18 protein-coding genes are annotated in these 23,362 nt (G+C 58.4%); 3 read left to right on the top strand and 15 right to left on the bottom strand.

The annotated features are described in order from the left end of the window. Window positions 1-41: 41 nt before the first annotated feature. On the bottom strand, window positions 42-2,081 hold the full coding sequence (gene metG, locus SCT_RS05270) for a methionine--tRNA ligase (protein WP_059419980.1): 2,040 nt from the start codon (window positions 2,079-2,081) through the stop codon (window positions 42-44). Window positions 2,082-2,217: 136 nt separating this feature from the next. Here metG and apbC point away from each other — a divergent pair, with 136 nt between their 5' ends. From apbC to SCT_RS05255, 3 genes are all read left to right on the top strand, one after another. After that, a complete protein-coding gene (gene apbC, locus SCT_RS05265; RefSeq protein ID WP_059419978.1) occupies window positions 2,218-3,312 on the top strand; it encodes an iron-sulfur cluster carrier protein ApbC in 1,095 nt (364 codons plus the stop codon). Between the two features lie 90 nt (window positions 3,313-3,402). Beyond that, window positions 3,403-3,969: a dCTP deaminase gene (gene dcd / locus SCT_RS05260; protein WP_009204872.1), complete on the top strand. Its 567-nt coding sequence runs from the start codon at window positions 3,403-3,405 to the stop codon at window positions 3,967-3,969. A gap of 119 nt (window positions 3,970-4,088) precedes the next feature. Beyond that, window positions 4,089-6,335 carry an arginine/lysine/ornithine decarboxylase gene (locus SCT_RS05255; RefSeq protein WP_059419976.1) on the top strand — a complete coding sequence of 749 codons (2,247 nt, stop codon included), beginning with the start codon at window positions 4,089-4,091 and terminating at the stop codon, window positions 6,333-6,335. Between the two features lie 118 nt (window positions 6,336-6,453). On the opposite strand, the gene SCT_RS05250 is transcribed toward SCT_RS05255, so the two are convergent. From SCT_RS05250 to SCT_RS05185, 14 genes are all read right to left on the bottom strand, one after another. Continuing rightward, window positions 6,454-7,272 (bottom strand): metal-dependent hydrolase, encoded by an 819-nt coding sequence (locus SCT_RS05250; RefSeq protein ID WP_059419975.1) that lies wholly within the window; start codon window positions 7,270-7,272, stop codon window positions 6,454-6,456. Beyond that, window positions 7,269-7,781: a dihydrofolate reductase gene (locus SCT_RS05245; RefSeq protein ID WP_059419972.1), complete on the bottom strand. Its 513-nt coding sequence runs from the start codon at window positions 7,779-7,781 to the stop codon at window positions 7,269-7,271. Before SCT_RS05245 ends, SCT_RS05250 begins: the two co-directional genes overlap by 4 nt. 16 nt (window positions 7,782-7,797) lie before the next feature. After that, entirely contained in the window at window positions 7,798-9,021 is a 1,224-nt protein-coding gene (locus SCT_RS05240; protein ID WP_059419970.1) for a methyl-accepting chemotaxis protein, read from the bottom strand. A 225-nt stretch (window positions 9,022-9,246) separates the two neighbouring features. Further along, the gene (locus SCT_RS05235) at window positions 9,247-10,041 is read right to left on the bottom strand and encodes a thymidylate synthase (protein ID WP_059419965.1); all 795 of its coding nucleotides are present in this window, start codon (window positions 10,039-10,041) and stop codon (window positions 9,247-9,249) included. 72 nt (window positions 10,042-10,113) lie between these two features. Then, window positions 10,114-12,594, bottom strand: a complete 2,481-nt coding sequence (locus SCT_RS05230; RefSeq protein ID WP_059419963.1) for an EAL domain-containing protein — start codon at window positions 12,592-12,594, stop codon at window positions 10,114-10,116. A gap of 1 nt (window position 12,595) precedes the next feature. Continuing rightward, window positions 12,596-13,060, bottom strand: coding sequence for a response regulator (locus SCT_RS05225; protein WP_059419962.1), 465 nt, complete (start codon window positions 13,058-13,060; stop codon window positions 12,596-12,598). Then, the gene (locus SCT_RS05220; RefSeq protein WP_059419961.1) at window positions 13,057-15,108 is read right to left on the bottom strand and encodes an ATP-binding protein; all 2,052 of its coding nucleotides are present in this window, start codon (window positions 15,106-15,108) and stop codon (window positions 13,057-13,059) included. The genes SCT_RS05225 and SCT_RS05220 overlap by 4 nt, the downstream gene beginning before the upstream one ends. A 144-nt stretch (window positions 15,109-15,252) precedes the next feature. Next, window positions 15,253-15,990 carry an arginyltransferase gene (locus tag SCT_RS05215; RefSeq protein ID WP_059419950.1) on the bottom strand — a complete coding sequence of 246 codons (738 nt, stop codon included), beginning with the start codon at window positions 15,988-15,990 and terminating at the stop codon, window positions 15,253-15,255. Beyond that, window positions 15,987-16,670, bottom strand: a complete 684-nt coding sequence (gene aat, locus SCT_RS05210; protein WP_059419945.1) for a leucyl/phenylalanyl-tRNA--protein transferase — start codon at window positions 16,668-16,670, stop codon at window positions 15,987-15,989. The genes SCT_RS05215 and aat overlap by 4 nt, the downstream gene beginning before the upstream one ends. Next, a complete protein-coding gene (locus SCT_RS05205; RefSeq protein WP_059419941.1) occupies window positions 16,667-17,056 on the bottom strand; it encodes a DUF302 domain-containing protein in 390 nt (129 codons plus the stop codon). Before SCT_RS05205 ends, aat begins: the two co-directional genes overlap by 4 nt. 42 nt (window positions 17,057-17,098) lie before the next feature. Continuing rightward, entirely contained in the window at window positions 17,099-17,542 is a 444-nt protein-coding gene (locus SCT_RS05200; protein ID WP_059419937.1) for a cytochrome c, read from the bottom strand. Window position 17,543: 1 nt separating this feature from the next. After that, window positions 17,544-20,678 (bottom strand): efflux RND transporter permease subunit, encoded by a 3,135-nt coding sequence (locus SCT_RS05195; protein WP_059419935.1) that lies wholly within the window; start codon window positions 20,676-20,678, stop codon window positions 17,544-17,546. Window position 20,679: 1 nt separating this feature from the next. Continuing rightward, window positions 20,680-22,005: an efflux RND transporter periplasmic adaptor subunit gene (locus SCT_RS05190; RefSeq protein ID WP_059419933.1), complete on the bottom strand. Its 1,326-nt coding sequence runs from the start codon at window positions 22,003-22,005 to the stop codon at window positions 20,680-20,682. Next, a complete protein-coding gene (locus SCT_RS05185; protein ID WP_082098191.1) occupies window positions 22,002-23,297 on the bottom strand; it encodes a TolC family protein in 1,296 nt (431 codons plus the stop codon). The genes SCT_RS05190 and SCT_RS05185 overlap by 4 nt, the downstream gene beginning before the upstream one ends. Between the last annotated feature and the right edge of the window lie 65 nt (window positions 23,298-23,362).

Genomic DNA, 23,362 nt, shown 5'->3' with positions numbered 1-23,362 from the left:
AAAAAGGGGGGCGCAAAAAAGGCGGCTCGAGCCGCCTTTTTTTATTTCACCCGCATGCCCGGCTTGGCACCCTCGTCCGGGCTGAGAATGTACAGGCCACCATCGCCGCCGGCGGCCAGCACCATGCCCTCCGACAGGCCGAATTTCATCTTGCGTGGCGCGAGGTTGGAGACCATCACGGTGTGGCGGCCGATCAGCTTCTCCGGCGCATAGGCCGACTTGATGCCGGCGAACACGTTGCGTGTCCTTCCCTCGCCGATGTCCAGCGTCAGTTGCAGCAGCTTGTCGGCACCTTCCACATGTTCGGCATTGACGATCTTGGCGATACGCAGGTCGATCTTCATGAAATCGTCGATGCTGATGGTTTCGGCGATCGGCTGGATTTCATGCACTTGCATCTCGGCATGGCGCGCGGGTGAGTGCTCCGTTGCCGGAGCCAGGGTGGCTTTGTTTTCTTCGATCATGGTTTCTACCTGTTTTGGGTCGATACGGGTCATCAGGTGCTGGTAGGGGATGATGGTGTGCCCTTCTGGCAGTAGCGCCTGCGCATCACCCCATTGCAGGGGGGCGATGTTGAGGAAGGCTTCCACGTCAGCAGCCAGTTTGGGCAGTACCGGCTTGAGGTAGAGGGTGAGCAGGCGGAACAGATTGAGACTGACGCTGCAGGCTTCGTGCAACCGGGCTTCCATACCTTCCTGCTTGGCCAGTTCCCATGGTTTTTGCTCATCCACATACTGATTGGCTATATCCGTCAGGTTCATGATTTCCCGAATGGCCTTCCCATATTCGCGTTCGTCATAGAGTCTGGCAATTTCGTTTGTGCTGTCTTGCAGCTTTTCCACAATCGAGTGACGCGTAAATCCACATAGTTTCCCGTCAAACCGCTTAGTAATAAAACCTGCTGCCCGGCTGGCGATGTTGACGTATTTCCCGATCAGGTCTGAGTTCACCCGCGCCGTAAGGTCTTCCAGGCTGAGATCTATATCTTCGATGCTGCTGTTGAGCTTGGCGGCGAAATAGTAGCGCAGCTGTTCCGGGTTGAGGTGCTTGCGGTAGCTGGCGGCGGTGATGAAAGTGCCGCGCGACTTGGACATTTTCTGGCCATTGACGGTGAGGAAGCCATGGGCGAAGACGCCGGTCGGCGTGCGGTGGCCGGAAAACTTCAGCATCGCCGGCCAGAACAGGGCGTGGAAGTAAAGGATGTCCTTGCCGATGAAATGGTAGAGCTCGGCTGTTGAATCCTGTCCCCAGAAGTCGTTGAAATTCAGGCCATTCTTCGCACACAGGTTCTTGAAGCTGGCCATGTAGCCGACCGGGGCGTCAAGCCAGACATAGAAATATTTGCCTGGGGCATCCGGGATTTCGAAGCCAAAGTAGGGTGCGTCGCGCGAGATGTCCCAGTTCTGCAGGCCGCCGGCTATCCATTCCTGCATTTTGTTGGCAGCTTCCGGTTGCAAATGGTCGGCATTGGTCCATTCTCTCAGGAAATCAGTGCAGGCGCCGAGCGTGAAAAAATAGTGCTCGGATTCCTTGCGTACCGGCGTGGCGCCGGATACTGCCGAGACCGGGTTGATCAGGTCGGTGGGCGAGTAGGTGGCCCCGCAGGCCTCGCAGGAATCGCCGTACTGGTCTAAAGCATGGCACTTGGGGCACTCGCCCTTGATGAAACGGTCCGGCAGGAACATTTCCTTTTCCGGATCGTAGAATTGCTCGATAGTTTTGGTTTCGATCAGTTTCGCCTGATCGCGCAACGTGCGGTAGATATTCTGTGCCAATTCCCGGTTCTCGTCTGAATTGGTCGAATAGTAGTTGTCGAATTCAACGTGGAAACCATCGAAATCCGCCTTGTGCTCGTGCCAGACACGTTCGATCAGGGCTTCCGGGGTGATGCCCTCGGCTTGCGCACGCAGCATGATGGGGGTGCCATGGGTGTCGTCGGCGCATACGTAATGACACTCGTGCCCTTGCATTTTCTGGAATCGTACCCAGATATCGGTCTGGATGTATTCAACCAGATGGCCAAGATGGATGCTGCCATTGGCGTAGGGTAGGGCGCTGGTAACCAGGATCTTGCGTTTCATTGCGGTTTGTCAGGAACTTGAAAGACCTCAATTGTAACAAACCGTGGTAGCAAGCCCAATTATTCGTTAAACTTTCGTTTTCTGCCTCTTGCCCTGATGGGTATTGGGCAAAAATGGTTACACTCAAGGAGTAAGCATGTCCGTGTCAGAACAGCAGGTGCAAGATGCACTGAAGGAAATTACCGATCCTACTACCAAGAAGGATTTTGTTAGCACCAAATCGGTCAAGAACATCAAGATCGACGGCGACAAGGTGTCGCTCGACATCGTCCTCGGCTACCCGGGTAAGAGCGTGTTCGAAAGCATCCGCACCTTGGTTAGTGACAAGGTCAAGAGTATTGCCGGTGTCGGTAACGTGACGGTCAATGTGTCCTCCAACATCGTTTCACATAGCGTGCAGCGCGGTGTCAAGCTGATTCCGGGCATCAAGAACATCATCGCCGTGGCTTCCGGCAAAGGTGGCGTAGGCAAGTCCACCACCGCAGTGAACCTGGCGCTGGCACTTGCTGCCGAAGGCGCGCGAGTGGGCATTCTCGATGCCGACATCTATGGCCCCTCTCAACCCCTGATGCTGGGCATCAAGGATGACCGCCCCGAACCTTCTGCGGATGGAAAAAAACTTGAGCCGCTGAATGGCCACGGCTTGCAGGCCATGTCCATCGGCTTTCTGATTGATCCGGACCAGCCTATGGTATGGCGCGGCCCGATGGTAACCCAGGCGCTGGGACAACTCCTGAATGACACCAACTGGAAGGACGTGGATTACCTGGTGGTGGATCTGCCGCCAGGGACCGGTGATATTCAGCTTACTCTGGCGCAAACCGTGCCGGTGACCGGCTCTGTGATCGTTACCACGCCTCAGGATGTGGCCCTGATCGATGCGCGCAAGGGCCTGAAGATGTTCGAAAAAGTGGGCATTCCCATTCTCGGTATCGTGGAAAACATGAGCCTGCATATCTGTACCAACTGCGGCCATGAAGAGCGTCTTTTCGGTACCGGCGGCGGAGAGAAAATGTGCAAGGACTTCGATGTCGAGTTTCTCGGTGCATTGCCTCTGGATATCAACATTCGTCAGCAGACTGACGAGGGCAGGCCGCCAGTAGTGGCCGATCCTGACGGGCGTGTTTCCCAGATTTACAAGGAAATTGCACGTCGCGTGGCGGTCAAAGTGGCCGAGCAGGCGCAGGATTTCAGCGCACGCTTCCCCAATATTGTGATTCAAAATACGTAACCCAAGCAGTCAGCGGTCAGTTTTCAGCGGTCAGCTTCGTGCTGGCCGCTTTAACTGGTGGCTGGCTGCTGATAGCTGAAGGCTGGATTTATGAGCATTAAGTCGGACAAGTGGATTCGCCGCATGGCGGAACAGCACGGCATGATCGAACCCTACGAGCCGGGGCAGGTGAGGAGCGTTGACGGCAAAAAAATCGTCTCTTACGGCACTTCCAGCTATGGCTACGATATTCGCTGCTCGGATGAATTCAAGCTATTCACCAACATCAACTCCACTATCGTCGATCCCAAGAATTTCGACCCCAATTCGTTCGTCGACGTCAAAAGCGATGTCTGCATCATCCCGCCCAATTCGTTTGTCCTCGCACGTACCCTGGAGTATTTCCGCATCCCGCGCAGTGTGCTGACAATCTGCCTGGGCAAGTCCACCTATGCGCGCTGCGGTATCATCGTCAACGTGACGCCGTTCGAGCCGGAATGGGAAGGCTACGTGACCCTGGAGTTCTCCAATACCACGCCGCTGCCCGCCAAGATTTACGCCAATGAGGGTGTGGCCCAGGTACTGTTTTTCGAGTCGGACGAGGTCTGTGAAACCTCATACAAGGATCGTGGCGGCAAGTATCAGGGCCAGCACGGTGTAACATTGCCTAAAATCTGATAAACGTGAGGGGTGAAAGGTGAGGGGTGAGGCGTAAAAGCTGACTACCACTCCGTTTCTGACATTAGCCTCACCCTTATCCCCTCACCCCTCACGAACTTTTCCCACCAGGAACTCAAATGCGATTCCGTTTCCCCGTAGTCATCATCGATGAAGATTTCCGCTCCGAGAACGCGAGCGGCATTGGCGTGCGTGTGCTGGTCAAGGCGATTGAGGAAGAGGGTCTGGAAGTGTTGGGCGCCACCAGTTATGGCGACCTGACTTCCTTTGCGCAGCAGCAGAGCCGTGCCTCAACGTTCATTCTGTCGATCGATGATGAAGAGTTCTCTACGCCTGAACTGGCGGAGCAGGCGGTTGAGCAGATTCGCGCCTTCGTGGTGGAAATACGCCGCCGAAATGCGGATATTCCCATTTTCCTGTACGGCGAGACCCGCACTTCGCGCCATATCCCCAACGACGTGCTGAAGGAGTTGCACGGCTTCATTCACATGTTCGAGGATACGCCGGAGTTCATTGCGCGCTATGTGGTGAGGGAAGCAAAGGACTATCTGGACTCCCTGGCGCCGCCTTTCTTCCGGGCGCTCACTCATTATGCTGCTGACGGCTCCTACTCCTGGCACTGCCCTGGCCATTCGGGTGGAGTTGCCTTTCTCAAGAGCCCGGTAGGGCAGATGTTCCACCAGTTCTTCGGCGAGAATTTGCTGCGCGCAGACGTGTGCAATGCGGTGGACGAACTTGGCCAGTTGCTTGACCATACCGGCCCGGTTGCAGCCAGCGAGCGTAACGCTGCGCGCATCTTCAATGCGGACCACCTGTTTTTCGTCACCAACGGCACCTCCACTTCCAACAAGATGGTATGGCATTCCACGGTTGCGCCGGGGGATGTGGTGGTGGTGGATCGCAACTGCCACAAATCGATATTGCACGCGATTATCATGACCGGCGCGGTGCCGGTTTTCCTTACCCCCACCCGCAACCATTACGGCATCATCGGGCCGATTCCGCTGGAAGAATTCAAGCCGGAGAACATCCGCAAGAAAATCGAGGCCAATCCTTTTGCGCGTGGAGTAAAAACCAAGCCACGGGTACTTACCCTCACCCAGAGCACCTATGACGGGATTCTTTACAACGTGGAAACCCTCAAGGAAATGCTGGACGGGGAGATCGATACCCTGCATTTCGACGAGGCATGGCTGCCACATGCCACCTTCCACGATTTCTACCAGGGCATGCACGCCATCGGCAAGGATCGTCCGCGCTGCAAGGACTCGATGATTTTTGCCACCCAATCCACCCATAAGATGCTGGCGGGGCTGTCCCAGGCATCGCAGATCCTGATTCAGGATTCCGAGGCGCGCAAGCTGGACCGCGACGTGTTCAACGAGGCCTACCTGATGCACAGTTCCACCAGTCCGCAATACGCCATCATCGCATCCTGCGATGTGGCGGCGGCGATGATGGAACCGCCCGGTGGCACCTCGCTGGTGGAGGAATCGATCCTCGAGGCCCTGGATTTCCGCCGTGCCATGCGCAAGGTGGATGCGGAGTTTGGCGATTCCTGGTGGTTCAAGGTTTGGGGGCCGGAGCATCTCGCCGAGGAAGGCATTGGCGAGCGCGACGACTGGATGCTGCGCCAGGGCGATCGATGGCACGGCTTCGGCAACCTCGCGTCGGGATTCAACATGCTGGATCCGATCAAGTCCACCGTCATCACGCCGGGACTGGATGTGGACGGGGATTTCGCCGACACGGGGATCCCCGCAGCCATTGTCACCAAGTACCTGGCGGAGCACGGCGTTATCGTGGAAAAGACCAGCCTTTACTCCTTTTTCATCATGTTCACCATCGGCATTACCAAGGGCCGCTGGAACACCATGCTGACTGCGTTGCAGCAGTTCAAGGACGACTACGACCGCAACCAGCCTCTGTGGCGTGCGCTGCCCGAATTCGTCGCCAAGAATCCGCGCTACGAGCGGATGGGCCTGAGGGAACTGAGCGATAGTATCCATGGCATCTACAAGGCCAACGATGTAGCGCGTCTGACTACCGAGATGTATCTATCCGACATGGTGCCCGCGATGAAGCCGACCGATGCTTTTGCCCGCATGGCACACAGGGAGATCGACCGGGTCGAGATCGACGACCTGGCCGGGCGCGTGACCAGCGTGTTGCTGACCCCCTATCCTCCAGGTATTCCATTGCTGATTCCCGGCGAACGCTTCAATGAGACCATCGTTCGTTATTTGAAATTCGCCCGTGAATTCAACGAGAAATTTCCTGGCTTCGAGACCGACATACACGGTCTGGTGAAGGATGATCTGAACGGGAAGTCACGGTACTATGTGGATTGCGTTAGGTCTCTCTAGAGCAGGCTGTACCAAAGCAAAACGGGCAAATCAAAACCAGCGCCTTTCTCGTTTGCCTCCTCTCCCGCTTGCGGGAGAGGATTGAGGAGAGGGTAGCCCTCCTCTACAAGGTGACGCCTCAGAATTTGAGGGTCTCACCCACTTTCATTTCATGCAGTCTGGTCTTGCCACCTTGTTTCTTCAAGGCCTTGGCAAAGGTCTCCACCGTTCCGTCCAGTACCGGGAAGGTACCGAAGTGCATCGGCACGACCATGCCGGGTTTGACCAGCCGAACGGCTTCTGCAGCGCGCTCCGGGCCCATGGTGAAATGGCCGCCGATGCAGGCGAGCATCACGTCAACTTTGCCGAATTGGTGAGTCAGGGCCATGTCGCTGAACACGTCGGTGTCGCCGGTGTGGTAGATCGCCGGGCCATTTTTTACCATGATAAAAAAACCGCCGGGGTTGCCGCCGTCGTGGATGTCCTTGTCGGCACTGCCCTCGGGCGCCATCACCGTGGAGCTATGAATGGCCGGGATGAAAGCGATTTTTACCTCGCCATCGAGTAGCGTTAGCTCGCCGCCGAAGTTGCCTTGGGTGTCGAAACCCATCTGCTTTTCCGGGTAACCGCCGTACTGTGCGATCGCCTTGCCCAGGTCGAAGGTGCTGACCAGCCTGGCGCCGGTCTTCCTGGCGATTTCCGCGCTGTTGCCGACATGGTCGAAGTGGCCGTGAGTGATCAGGATCAAGTCGGCCTTTTCCAGCTTCGCCAAATCATCCTTGCCATTCTTGTTGGCCGGGTTGGTGAGCCAGGGGTCGATCAGTAATACCTTGCCGGTAGGGGTGGTGAGTTTGAAGGCGGCATGGCCATACCAGGTGAGTTCGGCCTGCCCGGCGGCGATGGCGCTCAGGGGGATTTGCAGGAGCAGGAACACAAACAATGGGCGGAAAAATTTCATGCTTTATCCTTGGGTGTTAAGGTTTTTTTATCATAGATCAAAAAATCGCATTCCAGACCGCTTTCGGATTTGCAGGGTTTGCGCCCGGTTTCCTGCCACAGGTTCGTGTCGAACTCGGGAAACCACACATCACCTGCGAAATCCGCCTTGATTTCCGTGAGGTAGATTCGGTCGGCGACATCCAGCGCTTGGCGGTAAAGCTCTGCGCCGCCGATGAAAAAAATTTCATTATCGTTATTGCAGGCGGCGACAGCCTCCGCAATCGAATTCGCCACGAGGCAGTCGGGCACCTGCAAATCCTGTGAACGGGTAATGACGACGCTGGTGCGCCCGGGCAGTGGCCTGCCCAGCGACTCGTAGGTTTTTCTACCCATCAGGATGTGGTGGCCGAGGGTAAGGGCTTTGAAATGCTTCAGGTCTTCGGGCAGGCGCCAAGGCAGGGTGTTGGCAATGCCGATGACACGGTTTCTCGCCATTGCAGCGATAATGGAAATGCGTGGATGCCCCATGTTCTCGCCAACGGGTTTACACCCTGAAGCGTTTCGCCATTTCCTGCGCCGCGGTAGCCAGGTGTTCCATGTGCTGGGCAGCCGCAGTGTTTTCCTGGGTGGCAGCCATGTTTTCTTCGGCCATTTGAGCGATTTTCTCGATATGCTGGGCAATGTCGTGGCTGGCCGCCTTTTGTTGGTTCACTGACATGGCTATGTTGCTGACACCTTCCGCGCTCTCCGACATGGATTGATTGGCGTCGCTCAGAACGATGGCTACGTTCTCCAGGTAATCCTGACTGGTTTGCAATGATTTTTTGCCATCCTGGATCGCTTGTTCCACGGTGGCGGATTGCGCACTGAGCGTCATGGTGACATGGTCGATCTGGCTTGCGGATTGCGCCGATTTTTCCGCCAGTTTGCGCACCTCATCGGCCACCACGGCAAAGCCGCGGCCCTGCTCGCCGGCGCGGGCTGCCTCGATGGCTGCGTTGAGCGCGAGCAGGTTGGTCTGTTCGGCAATATCCTTGACCTGCCTTGTCATGTTGGTGATGGCCTCGGTGCTGCGAACGAATTCCGATACCGATTCGGCGATGGCTTCCACGGATGATTCCACAGTGGAAATTTCCCCAATCAATTCGGACAGCGATTCGTTGCCTTTTTCAATATGTTCCAGTCCTTGCCGGGAAATCTGGTTTACATGGTCGGTATTTTCCGCAACGGAAGCGATGCTGACAGCCATCTCTTCGACTGTGGCCGCTGTGGCCGAGGCTGCCTCGCTTTGCTCGTTCGAACGGGAAGCGATCTGGCTTGCCGAGGAAGAAAGCCTGGTGGCAGCACTGTAACTTTCGTTCATGAGTTCGCTAATGCGAGTGATCATGCCGCCGAGATTGTTACGGAGTTGCTCTGCGCTGACTGCGATTTGCCCGATCTCATCCTCGGTAGGATGCGAAATAGTCGCTGTGAAATCGCCATCTGCCAGTTTCTTCAAGTCATGAACTAGTTGGTTGGCGGGAGTGACAATGTATTTGTTCACCAGCACCAGGAAGGCAATGAATGCCATGAGTATTGCTACTGCCATCAAACCGAGGCTAATGAGGATGCCGTTCTGGGCGCTTTCTATGGCCTCTTTGTTTTCAATTAGTTGAATATCACCCCAGGCCATCCACAGGCCGAATAGAGCCGCGGCGATCAGCAACACCGTGCCGGTTCCCGAAATCATAAAGAGCTTGTTGCGAATGCTGTGCTTGATCCAATGCATGTTATTTGGTCTCCTGGTGGATAAGCGAGGTTATTTTTGTGGGCGCTAATGCCGATATTTATACCATAATCCGGGCTGGGATATAGCATAATTATTATGTCCCTGATTCGGCGAACTATCCCTTTATACTTCATCTCAGGTCGCACATTCTGAACGGCTCTAACAATTCACAAACTTGCTCTTCTATTATGAGTATGAACCAGCTGGACTCATTTTATTCTTGGATTAAACTGCAACTGGCGCTTTGATGGCAGGATGGGGGTCGTAGCCTTCGAGGGCGAAGTCCTCGAATTTAAAGTCGAAAATGTTCCGCACCGACGGGTTGATCTGCATCGTCGGCAGCGGACGCAGCTTGCGCGAAAGTTGCTCGCGGGTCTGGTCGAGGTGGTTGAGGTAAATATGGGCATCGCCCAGGGTGTGGACGAAATCGCCCGGCTTGAGGCCGCACACCTGCGCCACCATCAGGGTAAGCAGGGCGTAGGAAGCGATGTTGAAGGGCACGCCCAGGAAAATATCGGCGCTGCGCTGATAAAGCTGGCAGGACAGCTTGCCGTCGGCGACGTAGAACTGGAAAAAGGCGTGGCAGGGTGGCAGCTTCATCTTGTCGACGTCGGCCACGTTCCAGGCAGAGACGATCAGGCGGCGGGAATCCGGGGTGCGCTTGATCTGTTCCACTACCTGCGAAATCTGGTCGATGTGGCGGCCGTCCGGAGTCGGCCAGGAACGCCACTGGTAGCCGTATACCGGGCCGAGGTTGCCGTTTGAGTCAGCCCATTCATCCCAGATTCGGACGCCGTTGTCCTTGAGATATTTGATGTTGGTGTCGCCCTGCAGGAACCACAGCAGCTCGTGGATGATGGACTTGAGATGGCATTTCTTGGTGGTCACCAGCGGAAATCCCTGCGACAGGTCGAAGCGCATCTGGTGGCCGAACACGCTGATGGTGCCGGTGCCGGTGCGATCGCTCTTCTGGTGGCCGTAATCGAGGACGTGTTGCATCAGGTCAAGGTATTGGCGCATTGAGTTTATGGCTTGTGTGAGGTTGTCGATAGGAGCGCTTCAGCCAACGGCTGAAATCAGGCGAATTTTACATCATACGTTTGAAAGTTTTCTTTCCTCGCGCAGCAGTCGGGCGAACTCCGCCGCCGGTAGCGGCCGGCTGAAATAGTACCCCTGCATGGTAGTACACTTCTGGGTGCGCAGGAAGGCGAATTGCTCCGATGTTTCCACACCCTCGGCGGTGACGCTGATGCCCAGTGCATGGGCCATGGCGACGATGGTGGCGGCGATGGCAGCGTCGTTTTTGTCACCAGGAATGTCGCGCACGAAGGACTGGTCGATTTTCAGGGTTTCGATCGGGAAGCGCTTGAGGTGGCTAAGGCTGGAGTAGCCGGTGCCGAAATCGTCGAGAGAGAAACTGATGCCGATCTCCTTCAAGCGCAGCATGATGGCGATAGCGCCTTCAGCGTCCTGCATCAACATGCTCTCGGTAATTTCGAGCTCGAGAAAACGTGACTCCAGGCCAGTTTCAGCGAGAATCCGGGTGATGGTGGCGGCGATATCGCGCTGGACAAATTGCCGCGCCGAAAGGTTGACCGCCACCCTTAACGGGGCAAGCCCTTCGTCCTGCCAGGCTTTATTCTGGCGACAGGCCTCGCGCAGTACCCATGTACCGATGGAGGCGATCAGGCCGGTTTCTTCCGCCAGGGGAATGAACACGGCAGGGGAAACCATGCCCAGCAACGGGTGGTGCCATCGCAGCAGCGCCTCCATGCCGACGATTTCGCCACTGACAAAGTTGACCAGGGGCTGGTAATGCAGTTCGAGTTCATTGCGCTTCAGCGCATAGTGGAGCGCGCTGCTCAAGGCCAGGTTTTCCAGTGCTTTAGCGTTCATTTCACTGGAGTAGAACTGGTAGGTATTGCCTCCCAGGGACTGGGCGCGGTCCATGGCGGTGGCTGCGGCTCGCAGCAGGCCATCCACGCTGGCGCTGTCAGCGGGGTAGAGGGCGATGCCGGCGCTGGCAGTGACAAACAGGCTGTGACCGCCCACCATGAGGGTGGAATGGTTGAAGTGGTCCAGTACCTTCTGCGCCAGCCGTGCGGCGTCTTCGCTGTGGGCAACGTCGTTGAACAACAGGGCGAACTCGTCGCTGCCGAGGTGGGCAACGGTGTCGCCTTCGCGCACCAGGCCAGCCAGTTGTTCGGCAAACTCTTTCAGCACCAGGTCGCCGACTTCGTGCCCCAGGGATTCGGTGATGTGCTTGAAGCGGTTCAGGTCGAGGAACATCAGCGCTATCAGGCGGTCGTGCCGCTTCGCCTCGATCAGAGCCTGCTGCAGGCGATCGCAGAGGAGGGTGCGGTTGGGCAGACCGGTGAGGGCGTTGTGGTTGGCAAGGTGGATGAGCTCGGCCTCGTGGCGCTTGCGTTCGGTGAGGTCGCGCACGATGGTTGAATAAAATTGCGTGCCGCCTTCGTGCCTCGGGTGGGCGATGATCACCTGTGACACCGGAATTTCCTCTCCGCTGCGCGATAGCAGGCAGGTCTCTCCGCTCCAGCTTCCCTCTCGCAATGCGGTGGGAATGGCTTCGGCACGAATGGTTTCCATCACCTCGCGAGAATGATAGTCGGCCATGCGGGTGGCTGAAATGTCTTCGTCAGGGGCTATGCCCATCATTTTCCGCCCGCCGTGGTTCAAATAAACCACCCGGCCCTCTGCATCGGCGATGCCGACGAAATCGCTGGTGGCCTCGATAACGGCGGCGAGTTCAGCGCGGGAAGCCTCCGCAAGCTTTCGCGCGGTGATGTCGCGGGTGATGCCTAGCAACCCCGGCCCGTCTTCCAGTTCCAGCGGCACGGCGTGCGTCTCCAGCCAGCGATGGCCGCCCTTGAGGCCGGTAATGTCGAATTCCAGTATGCAGCTTTCGCCTTGGAGCACGCGCTGGCGCAGCGCGTCAAACGCCAGTCGGTATTGCGGCATGACCAGGTCCGTCATGCACTTGCCTAGTGCCTGGGCGGGCGAATCCGCCTCCACTAGTGCCAGGCCTGCGGCATTCATGTAGCGTAGCTTTCCGTCCGCCCCGAGAATTTTGACGCACTCCGGCTCCGCCTCGATGATGGCATGCAGCATGGTATCGCTCTTGCGCAGCGCGTTCTCGGCCCTCAGCAGTTTTTCCTTGCTCAAGGCCTGTTCCAGTGTCGAATGCACCCGTGTGGCCAGCCGGCCATAGTGCTGGGGTGATTTGAGCACGTAGTCGTCCAGCCCGCTTTTGATCGCTTCCACTGCGATTTCCTCGGAGCCGGTGCCGGTAAACATCACCACCGGGCAATGGGGCCATTTTGATTTGAGTGCGCGCAGCACAGTCAGCCCATCGCTCCAGCGCAGCTGGTAGTCAGTAATCACGAGGCTGAAATCGCCATTTTCCAGCGCCCGGTTGAAGCCATCCTGCTCGGTGATTTCAGCGACGTGCAAATCGGGAAATTCGCGGCGCAGTTCGCGCAGCACCAGTGCGCGGTCGTCCGGGTTGTCGTCGACCAGCAGTAGCCGAAGCGGAGTAGAGGTGACGGCCGTCATGTCAGGTATGTTCAGTCATGAGATCTGGGTTTTCATTCAACACCAGCCAGTACAGGCCCAGCGCCTTGACCAGTTGCAGCAGGTTGTCGAAGGCCACCGGCTTGACCAGGTAGGAGTTGATGCCGAGGTCGAAGGCACGGTTGACATCGGATCTTTCCCGCGAGGAGGTCAGTGCCACTACCGGCAGTCGCTTCAGCTCGGTACGTTCCCGCATCCAGGCCAGCACTTCCAGCCCCGACTTGCGCGGCAGCTTGAAGTCGAGCAGCACCAATGCGGGCAGCGGATAGCTTGCCCGATCAGCGTACTTGCCTCTGCCGGCGAGATAGTCCAGCGCTGCCTCGCCATCATCCACCACCTGCAGCGGGTTGGCTAGCCTGCACTTGCGGTAGGCGCGCTGGAACAGCATGACGTCGTTGGCGTCGTCCTCCACCAGCAGGATGGTTTGCAGGGCGCTGTTTGTGCTCATGGCTTTTCCGTTGTTGGGGGTTTGTCCAACTCTACCCAAAAGCGGCTGCCTTTGCCAGTTTCTGATTCCACTCCGGCTTCTCCTCCCATGCGCTCTGCTCCCTTGTGCACGATGGCGAGGCCGATGCCGGTGCCGGGATAGGTTTCTATCCCATGCAGCCGCTCGAATACCCGGAAGATGCGTGACTGATGCTCAGGAGAAATGCCGATGCCGTTGTCTTCTATCCACAGGCACACCCGTTCGCCACGATCCTCGGTCAGTATCCTCACCTGGGGTTGTATGCCGGAGGGGACGAACTTGATCGCGTTGCTGAGCAGATTGCTGATGATCTGGGCCAAGGTGGGTGCATGCCCCATTACTTCCGGCAGGGCAGGGATGGCCGTGATGCGTGCCCCTGTTTTTCCGATCTCGCTGTCGAGCTGGGCCAGCGCTACTTTTACCGCCGCAGCCAGACTCACCGGGCTGAGCTGAATTTCGGCGCGGGTCAGTTGACTGTAGCTCAGCAAATCCTGGATCAGGGTACCCATACGTTCGGCAGCGGTGACGATGCGCCCGATATACTCCCGGCCTCTTGGATCCAGGCTATTGCCGTAATCTTCTTCCAATGCCTGGGCGAAGCCCTGCATGGCTCGTAGCGGCGCCCGCAGATCGTGGGCGACAGAATAGCTGAAAGCTTCCAGTTCCTGGTTGGTGGCAGCGAGATCGGCGGTGCGCTCGGCTACCCGTTGTTCCAGTTGCGTGACATAGGCGCGTACTTCGTCATACAGCGTGATGTTGACCAGCGCAGCGGCGGCTTGGTCGGCAAGGGCCTGGAACAGTTCGATGCGTCCGGAAGTAAAGTAGTTCGGGGTAGGGCTGTATAGATTCAGGGAGCCGAAAGCTTGGCCGCGGCTGATAAGCGGAAATGCGGCGCTGCTGCGGAAACCTTCTTTCAGAGCCATGTCGTGCCAGGGAGAAAAACTCATATCAGCGGAGAGGTCGGTGCTGAATACCGGAGCGCCTTGGCGAATGGCGCGGCCGGTGGCTCCTTGACCCTGCGGCGACTCATCCCAGCGCACGGTGATGCGACGGGGGTAGGCATTCTCTACCGGGTATTGGGCCAGCAGGCTGACGCAGCCATCCGCCTCGGCACGACCCAGCCAGGCCAGCTGCACGCCGAGAACCTCGACGCACAAGCGAGTCACGCTTTTTGCAATGCCAGCATAATCCACGCTTTCCGACAGCTTGTGTGCACCGAAATAGAGTGCCTGGAGCATGGTCATCTGACGCTGAATCTGTTGCTCGGCCTGCTTGCGTTCGGTGATGTCGTGGAAGAAGATGGAAAGACCCTCTTGGGCGGGGAAGACGCGATGTTCGAACCAGCGCTCCCAGGGGGGGTAATACTCTTCCAGCTCGATCGGCATCTGTTCCGCCATGGCCTGGTGATAGGCATGGTAGAAAGGCTGGCCCACAGCCTCCGGAAACTCGGTCCAAATGTGCTTGCCAACCAGCTCTTCCGGCTTGCGGCCGAACAGTGCGCCGGCCCTTTGATTGACGTAGGTATAGCGCCAGTCAGTGTCGAGGGCGACGAAGGCGTCAGTGGTGCTTTCCAGGATGCCGGTGATGCGTTGCCGGGCTTGTTCTAGCTGAAGGGTACGCTCCGCTACAGCCTGCTCCAGGGTCGCGTGCGCCATTGATTCCATGCGGTGGCGGTACAGGGCGATTTCGATGGCGAGCTGGATTTCCCGTGGTGTGCTGGGCTTGAGCAGATAGGCGTAGGGCTCGGTTACCTGGGCGCGCTGAAAAAAGGCTTCATCCGCATAGGCGGTCAGGTAAAGCACCGGAATGTCGCAGCAATCGCGGATTTTTTGGGCGGCATCGATCCCATCTATTTTTCCGGCTAGCATGATGTCCATCAGCACCACGTCGGGACACAGCGCCTGTGCCTGTTCGACCGCTTCTTCCCCGGAGCGGACCAGTGCTGCAAACTGATAGCCGCAGTCGACGAGCTGAAGCTTGAGTGCTTCCGCCTGCAGGGGATCATCTTCGACGATGAGGATAGAGGTCATCTTGTCCTTAAGTCTGAACGTTCAGCTGATCAAAGCCGGCCATGAGTACGTGACTGCCAAGGTTTTTTTTGGGGTACAGGCGGAGGCCTGATTATCCATATTTCATAGAATACACTATCTGAAACAGGCTTTTCTGCATTCGAGTTAGATCAGGATGATGGGAGGGAGGGTTTGCCAGATATCCTGAATGTAGCCTTGTAGCGGTTGGTAGTTGATCTTGTAGGCCATCTTGCGGCTATGCTTGATCCAGTAGCCGAGGTACAGATAGGGTAGCTCCAGTTCGCGGCACAGGTTGGCCTGCCACAGGATATTGTAGGTGCCGAAGCTGGCGCGGGGCAGGTCTGGGTCGTAAAAAGTATACACCGAGGACAGGCCGTCATTCACCCTGTCGATCAGGCTGACCATGCGCAGGACGTCGCCCTCGCGGAACTCGACCAGGTAGGTGGTGGCGTGGCTTTGCAGCAGAAAACGCTGGTACTGTTCCTGATCGTCCTGATCCATGCCGCCGCCGGCGTGCCGCGATGTCTGGTAGCGCCGATAGAGTTCGTGATGCTCTGGGTCGTAGACCAGTTCTCGCACCGCTGCGGTCATTGCTGAATGGGCTTTCCAGGCGCGCCGCTGAGTGCGGTTGTGCTCGAATTCATCGACCACCAGCCGCACCGGGACGCAGGCCTGGCACTGGCTGCATTGCGGTCGATAGTTGTAAGCGCCGCTGCGGCGGAAGCCAAGGCGGATCAGTTCGCTGTAAACCGTGCTGTCAACCAGCTCGTTGGGTGTGGCCACCAGCGAGCGCGCCATCTGTCCCGGCAGGTAGCTGCACGGGTAGGCGGAGGTCAGGTAGAATTGCAGCTCGCGCGTGGAAAAGTCATTCAGCAAGTTCATGGTCGGTGCCAGGGGCCAATTATCCCGGGAAAGTTTACCAGTTCCGTCAGCTTTTGGCTGAATTCGGCGCGTGGAATTTCGCGCGCCCCGAGCGAGGCGAGATGCGCGGTTTTCATCTGGCAGTCGATCATGCCGTAGCCCCAGAGTTCGAGTTGCCTGACCAGATGGACGAAGGCGATCTTGGAGGCGTCGGTGGCGAGGCTGAACATGGATTCGCCGTAGAACATCCTGCCCAGGCTGACGCCATAGAGCCCACCGACGAGCTTGTCGTCCATCCAGGTTTCGACCGAGTGTGCCAGGCCTTGCCGGTGAAGTTCGGTGTATGCGGCGACCATGGCGGGAGATATCCAGGTGCCGCTGTGGCCGTCGCGCGGTGCAGCGCAGGCTTGCATGACTTGCCGGAAGGCGGTGTCGGTGCGGATTTCGTAGGTCTGATTCTTCAGGGTCTTGCGCAGCGAGCGTGATACTTTTAGTTCGCCGGGAAACAGCACCATGCGGGGATCCGGACTCCACCACAGTATCGGCTCGCCGGGGTTGAACCAGGGAAAAATGCCGCGCGAGTAGGCGGCAATCAGCCGTTGCGGGGAAAGGTCGCCACCCGCCGCCAGCAAGCCGTTGGGCTCGCGGAGGGCGGAAGAAAGCGGCGGAAAGGGCGTGTCGTTATCGATCCAGGGGATCACGCCTTGAGGCTGTCGCGCACCCGCTCGAGCCGGCCTTTCACTTCCGCCGCCAGTTCCTCGATGCCGGGCTTGTCTACCAGTTTCAGCACCGCGGATGGATCCATGAAGGCGACCATGATCTTGCCATCAGCTTCTTCGCGCACCACCACATTGCAGGGCAGCAGCAGGCCGATATCAGGATCGGCTTCGATGGCGCGGTGTGCCAGTGGCGGATTGCAGGCGCCAAGGATGCGGTAGGGGCGGCCATCGATGTTGAGCTTGGCCTTCATGGTGGCTTTCACGTCGATGTCGGTGAGGACGCCGAAGCCTTCCACTTTCAGGGCGTCGATGGTCTTTGCCACGACTGCGTCGAAAGAGCCTTTTACTTCTGTGCTGAATCCGTACATGAAAGATCTCCTGGTAAATTAGAAAAAGCTAATTTTACAAAATTATTGAGTAGATTGCTCGGTTTTTGATTTCCAGTCCAGATAAACCTGATCTGACCACAAGGAGGTGATCCAGGTGACCGCATCGTCGATTTCCTGGTCAGATAGCTTGCCTTGCCAGGCCGGCATGTTGGCACGTCCATCCGGGCTGCCCTGGTGGACGAACTGTTTCATCTGGCTGCTGGAAAGGCGCCAGACCCGACCGTTACCGTCCAGTGGTGGGGGCAGAAGCTTGCCGTCCGGGCCTGGCTGTTGCCAGTTGGGTTTGCCCTCGCCACCATTGCCGTGGCATACCGCGCAGTTCGTCTGGAATACCCGCTCTCCGCGCGCCAGCACATTCTTGTCGTACTGGCGCAGGCCCTTGCCCTGAACTTCCGGCGGTTTGGCGCCGTCACCACAGCCCGCCAGCAGCGCAACACTCAGGGTGATGATCAGTTTCTTGTTCATGCTAGCTCCGTTTGAAAAGTGTCCATTCCTTGACCAGCGCATAAAGCGCCGGGATCACAACCAGCGTCAAAATTGTCGACGAAATCATGCCGCCCACCATCGGTGCGGCGATGCGGCTCATTACTTCGGAGCCGGTGCCGCTGCTCCACATGATCGGCAGGAGGCCGGCCATGATCGCCACCACCGTCATCATCTTCGGCCGTACTCTCTCCACCGCGCCTTCCATTACTGCGACGTAGAGGTCGGCCTGGACCAGGGGCTTACCCTCCGCCTCGCGCCTGGCCTTGATTTCATTCAGCGCGTGGTCGAGGTAGATCAGCATCACCACTCCGGTTTCGGCGGCGACGCCGGCCAGGGCGATGAATCCCACTGCCACGGCAACCGAGAGATTGTAGCTCAACGCCCACATCAGCCAAACTCCGCCGACCAGAGCGAAAGGCACCGACAGCATCACGATCAGGGTTTCGGTGAGGCGGCGGAAGTTTAGGTAGAGCAACATGAAGATAATTGCCAGCGTGACCGGGATGACAACCTTCATCTTCTCGGTGGCGCGCTCCATGTACTCGAACTGGCCGCTCCAGGTGGCATAGTAGCCGGGCGGGAACTTGACCTTGTCGCGTACCGCCTGCTGCGCATCGCGCACATAGCTGCCGATGTCGCGGTCGCGGATGTCGACGTAGATGTAGGCCGACAGCAGGGCGTTCTCGGTGCGGATCGCCGGCGCGCCTCTGGCGATCTCGATCCGGGCAAGCTGCCCCAGCGGCACCATCGCGACCGGACCGCTAATCTCGCCGCCGACCGGCACCAGCACCTGTGTGGCGATTGTCTGCGGGTCGCTGCGCAGTTCGCGCGGGTAGCGCACGCTGACGCCGAAACGCTCGCGGCCTTCCACTGTGGTGGTGACCATTTCCCCGCCGAGGGCGGTGGCGATCACGTCCTGTAGTTCGCCCACGGCAATGCCGTAACGGGCCAGCTGATCGCGCTGCGGCTCGATGTTCAAGTACAGGCCGCCGGTGAGGCGCTCGGCGTAGGCGCTGGTGGTGCCGGGAACCTGTTTCACCACCGCTTCGATTTCCTTGGCCAGCTTTTCCATGCCCGCCAGGTCCTTGCCGAACACCTTGATGCCGATAGGGGTGCGGATGCCGGTGGAGAGCATGTCGATGCGCGCCTTGATCGGCATGGTCCAGGAATTGGCGACGCCGGGGATTTGTAATGCCTTGTCCAGTTCGGCTATCAGCTTGTCGATCTTCATGCCTGGCCGCCATTCGGCTTCCGGCTTGAGGTTGATGATGGTTTCGAACATCTCCAGTGGTGCCGGGTCGGTGGCGGTTTGCGCGCGTCCGGCCTTGCCGTAGACCGAGGCCACTTCGGGGAAACCCTTGATGATCTTGTTCTGGGTTTGCAGTAGCTCCGCCGCCTTGGTCACCGACATGCCGGGCAGCCCTGTCGGCATGTAGAACAACGTGCCCTCGTTGAGGGTGGGCATGAATTCGCTGCCTAGCTTGGAAGCTGGATATAAGCTCAAAACCAAGGCTCCCAGAGCCAGAACGATAGTCAGTTTCTTCCACTGCATCACCCAGGCGATCACCGGCCGGTACACCCAGATCAGGAAGCGGTTCACCGGATTTTTCGCCTCGGGAATGATATGGCCGCGGATGAACAGCATCATCAGCACCGGCACCAGAGTTACAGAGAGCAGCGCTGCACCGGCCATGGAGAAAGTCTTGGTAAAGGCTAGCGGCGAGAACAGCCGTCCTTCCTGCGCTTCCAGTGTGAATACCGGCAGGAACGATACGGTGATAATCAGCAGCGAGAAGAATAGCGCCGGGCCGACTTCCTTGCAGGCGTCTATCATGGCCTGGGCACGCGATTCGCCGGGCTTGAGCCGTTCGATGTGCTTGTGGGCGTTTTCGATCATGACGATGGCCGCGTCCACCATCGCACCAATAGCGATTGCGATGCCGCCCAGGCTCATGATGTTGGAATTCATGCCGAGCAGGCGCATGGCGATGAAGGCGATCAGCACCCCTACCGGCAGCATGATGATGGCGACCAAAGCGCTGCGCACATGGAGCAGGAATACGATGCAGACCAGAGCGACGATGGCACTTTCTTCCAGCAGCGTAGTCTTGAGGTTGGAGATGGCGCGCAGGATCAGGTCGGAACGGTCATACACCGTTGTTATACTGACACCTTCGGGCAGGCCGCTGGCCACCTCCTTGATTTTCTCCTTGATGTTGGAGATGACCTCCAGTGCATTCTGGCCGTAGCGTGCCATGACGATGCCGGATACCACCTCGCCTTCGCCGTTGAGTTCGGTCAGGCCACGCCGCTCGTCCGGGCCGAGTTCCACCCGTGCGATGTCGCGCAGCAGCACCGGCACGCCCTTTTCGCTCTTGACCACGAGCTGCTCCAGGTCGCTCTTGCCGCGTAGATAGCCTTTGCCGCGTACCATGTACTCGGTTTCGGCCATTTCGATTACGCGCCCGCCGACATCGCGGTTGGAATCGCGGATCACCTGGGAAACTTTGGATAGCGGTATGCCGTAAGCCTGTAACTGGCGCGGGTTGACGACTACCTGGTATTGCTTGACGAAGCCGCCGATGCTGGCGACTTCCGCCACGCCCGGTGCTTTGGTGAGCTGGTAGCGCAGATACCAGTCCTGGATGGTACGCAGTTCGGCCAGGGTCTTGTTCTTGGCTAGTACCGCGTACTGGTAGACCCAGCCCACGCCGGTGGCATCCGGCCCGAGCTGGGGCGAAACGCCTTGCGGCAGGCGGCCGGTAAGGGAGGTGAGATATTCCAGCACGCGCGAACGCGCCCAGTAGATATCGGTGCCGTCCTCGAAAATCACGTAGACGAATGACGCGCCGAAGAAGGAAAAACCACGCACGACTTTCGATTTCGGTACCGACAGCATGGCCGTGGTGAGCGGATAGGTGACCTGGTCTTCCACTACCTGCGGGGCCTGGCCGGAATACTCCGTGTAGATGATGACCTGGGCGTCGGAGAGGTCGGGCAGGGCATCGAGCGGCGTCTTCAGCACGGCATAGATGCCGCCACCGATAATGGCGAGGGTGGCCAGCAGCACCAGGAAGACGTTGCGCGCCGACCACTCGATAAGGCGATTCAGCATGTCAGTGCCCCTCGTGAGCGGTGGCTGGTGTCGCCGCGGGTTTGGACTGGCTGCTGCTCATGCCGCTGAAAGCTGCCTTGAGATTGCTTTCCGAGTCGATCAGGAAATTGGCCGTGACCACGACCTTTTCGCCTTCGCCCACCCCTTCTAGTACCTCGACATAGTCGTTCCCCTGCACACCGAGCTTCACTTCGCGCGGCTCGAAGCGGCCTTCGGCCAGTTCCACCAGCACGGTCTGACGGGAGCCGCCATAGAGCACCGCCGAAGCCGGAACGGTCAGTACTTTTCCCTTGCTCGGCGCAGCCAGTTCGACATCGGCGTACATTGCCGGCTTGAGCAGGCCGCCCGGATTGGCGAGTTCGAGCCGAACCGGCACGCTGCGGGTCTGTGCGTTGAGGGTGGGATAGACATAGACTACCCTGGCGGAAAATTCCTTGCCGGGGTAGGCGTTGACCTTGACCCTGGCATTCTGCCCCGGCTTGACCAGAGCCAGATCCTGCTCGAACACGTCGGCGATGATCCACACCGAAGACAGGTCGGCGATCTGGTACAGCACTTCGCCGGGCGTGAAGCGCATGCCCTGCACCGCTTTCTTCTCCATTACGATGCCGTTGGCCGGCGAGCGGTAGGTGAGGGTGCGTTTGCTGTCGCCGCTTTTGCTTAAGGCCTGGATCTGCTCGTCGGAGATATCCCAGTTTTTCAGGCGGGTCAGACTGGATTCGGCCAGTTGTTTCATCCCCGCCTGTGCTTCCGAACTCGCGTTCTTCAGGTCACGCTGGCCTTGTTGGGCAATGGCGTATTCCTTCTGCGCCGATACCAGTTCCGGGCTGTACACTTCGAGCAGGGGCTGGCCTTTCCCCACCGTCTGGCCGGTGGTGTTGACGTGCAGCTTTTCGATCCAGCCCTCGAATTTGGGGGCTACGGTGTAGGTCAGGCGTTCATCAGCTTCGATCCGGCCGACAACACGAATACTGCGTGCCAGATCGCGCAGGCTGGCGGCCTCGCTGCGCACGCCCAGCTTCTGGATTTTCTCGGGGCTGATCCTGACTTGCTTCGCCGCCTCGGGGCTGCCATCCTCTTCACCCTCGTAGACCGGGATGTAGTCCATCCCCATTTCGTCCTTTTTCGGCACTGGCGAAGTGTCGGGCAGGCCCATTGGGTTGCGGTAGAACAGGAGCTTGGGCTGTTTCTTGGCCGGTGCGCTGCTGACTACTGGCGCTGACGGCGCGGCGCCGGGTCTGAACACGCCCTTGTTTCCCAGCCAGTAGCCGGCACCCAGTGCGACGGCGATGGCCGCACTCATTGCAATAGCTGCGGTCTTGTTCATAGATCTTCTCCCAACAGTCGTTCGATTTCGGCCAGCCGGACCTGCATTTCACCCTGCGCCTTGAGGGTATCCAGTTTGGCTTTGCGGATCTGGCGCTGGGCGTCGAGCAGGGTGGCGAAATCCACCTTGCCGGTTTCATAGCCCGCCATGGCCGCCTTGAAGCTCAGTTCGGCCTGGGGCAGGAAGCTGGTGCGGGTCAGGTTCTCGGTATAGCGGGCCGTATCGAGGGAGGCGATGTTTTCAGCAAGATCGGCGAGCAGCTGATTCTGGGTGGACTCCCGGCGCGATTCGGCTGTTGCCAGCATGGCCTGCGCCTCGCGCTCCTGGGAGCGGCGGCTTTCCTGCTGCAGCGGAATGTTGAGTTCGATCATCAGCTCCCATTCGTTGATCCGGCTGCCGGTCTGGATCGGTGACAGACCCAGGTTGAAATCAGGATAGCGGTTGCGGTAAACCAGTTCGCGGTTTTTGGCGGCGGCGGTAACGCGCGCTTCCTCGACGAACAGCTGGGGGTTGCGGTTGCGCAGGCGCTCTTCCAGCGCACCATGTTCGAGTCTGGCTGGTGACGGAATCGGACGCAAGCGTTCGGGGTCGGCCAGAGACGCCATTGTTGGACGATTCAGCAAAGTGTTGAGCTTGACCTGGGCATGGTGGCGCTCGTTGCCGATCGCCACCAGTTCGTTACGCATGCTGGTGCGCTCAATCTGGATGCGGATCACGTCTTGCTGTGGCGCAAGGCCGTTGGCATAACGTGTCTGGGTGATTTTCTCCAGGCTGCCGACCAGATCGAGGATTTCCCTGGTCAGGGCTTCGGCGTGGATCTGCACATAATACTGGGCGTAGGCCACTTTGATACGTGCCGCCAGGTCGGACCAACTGGCTGATGCGTTACCTCTGGCCTGATTGGCCTGAGCTTCGGCCACATCCTGTTTCAGATCGCGTTTTCCCCAGAAAGGCACCGGCTGGATCAGGGTGTATTTGGCGCTGCCGATCCGGCCAGGCAGCAGGTTGGGGCTGGCATCCATGCCCTGGTTGGTGATGTCGCGCAGCTCGGTGCGCAGGGTAGGATCGGGCAGGGCGCCGGCGGGATAAACCCGCTCCGCTGCTGCTTCCGCTTCATGGCGCATGGCAGCGAATTCTGGGTTTTGGCTGCGCGCCAGTTCGAGCAGGCTTTCGACGTTGGCGCCGGGCAGCGATGCAGTGGGTTCGGCCAGCGCCGACGCGCTAGCCAGAGCCAAAACGAGCGCGAGCGCATGCAGCTTTCCAGGCATGATTGGATAGCGATGAGGTTTCATTTGCCTCTGTCCTTAGGAAGAGAAAATCTATATCGGTAACGGGAAGCCTTGCGGCTTCCCGTCAG

Source organism: Sulfuricella sp. T08, assembly GCF_000971475.1.
Taxonomy (GTDB): Bacteria; Pseudomonadota; Gammaproteobacteria; order Burkholderiales; family Sulfuricellaceae; genus Sulfuricella.
Note: the sequence above shows the minus strand (reverse complement) of the source record. Positions and strands in the feature narration are given on the sequence as shown.

Coding starts and splice junctions, on each gene's coding strand:
- metG (WP_059419980.1), bottom strand. CDS start 2,081: ATGAAACGCAAGATCCTGGTTACCAGCGCCCTACCCTACGCCAATGGC.
- apbC (WP_059419978.1), top strand. CDS start 2,218: ATGTCCGTGTCAGAACAGCAGGTGCAAGATGCACTGAAGGAAATTACC.
- dcd (WP_009204872.1), top strand. CDS start 3,403: ATGAGCATTAAGTCGGACAAGTGGATTCGCCGCATGGCGGAACAGCAC.
- SCT_RS05255 (WP_059419976.1), top strand. CDS start 4,089: ATGCGATTCCGTTTCCCCGTAGTCATCATCGATGAAGATTTCCGCTCC.
- SCT_RS05250 (WP_059419975.1), bottom strand. CDS start 7,272: ATGAAATTTTTCCGCCCATTGTTTGTGTTCCTGCTCCTGCAAATCCCC.
- SCT_RS05245 (WP_059419972.1), bottom strand. CDS start 7,781: ATGGGGCATCCACGCATTTCCATTATCGCTGCAATGGCGAGAAACCGT.
- SCT_RS05240 (WP_059419970.1), bottom strand. CDS start 9,021: ATGCATTGGATCAAGCACAGCATTCGCAACAAGCTCTTTATGATTTCG.
- SCT_RS05235 (WP_059419965.1), bottom strand. CDS start 10,041: ATGCGCCAATACCTTGACCTGATGCAACACGTCCTCGATTACGGCCAC.
- SCT_RS05230 (WP_059419963.1), bottom strand. CDS start 12,594: ATGACGGCCGTCACCTCTACTCCGCTTCGGCTACTGCTGGTCGACGAC.
- SCT_RS05225 (WP_059419962.1), bottom strand. CDS start 13,060: ATGAGCACAAACAGCGCCCTGCAAACCATCCTGCTGGTGGAGGACGAC.
- SCT_RS05220 (WP_059419961.1), bottom strand. CDS start 15,108: ATGACCTCTATCCTCATCGTCGAAGATGATCCCCTGCAGGCGGAAGCA.
- SCT_RS05215 (WP_059419950.1), bottom strand. CDS start 15,990: ATGAACTTGCTGAATGACTTTTCCACGCGCGAGCTGCAATTCTACCTG.
- SCT_RS05205 (WP_059419941.1), bottom strand. CDS start 17,056: ATGTACGGATTCAGCACAGAAGTAAAAGGCTCTTTCGACGCAGTCGTG.
- SCT_RS05200 (WP_059419937.1), bottom strand. CDS start 17,542: ATGAACAAGAAACTGATCATCACCCTGAGTGTTGCGCTGCTGGCGGGC.
- SCT_RS05195 (WP_059419935.1), bottom strand. CDS start 20,678: ATGCTGAATCGCCTTATCGAGTGGTCGGCGCGCAACGTCTTCCTGGTG.
- SCT_RS05190 (WP_059419933.1), bottom strand. CDS start 22,005: ATGAACAAGACCGCAGCTATTGCAATGAGTGCGGCCATCGCCGTCGCA.
- SCT_RS05185 (WP_082098191.1), bottom strand. CDS start 23,297: ATGAAACCTCATCGCTATCCAATCATGCCTGGAAAGCTGCATGCGCTC.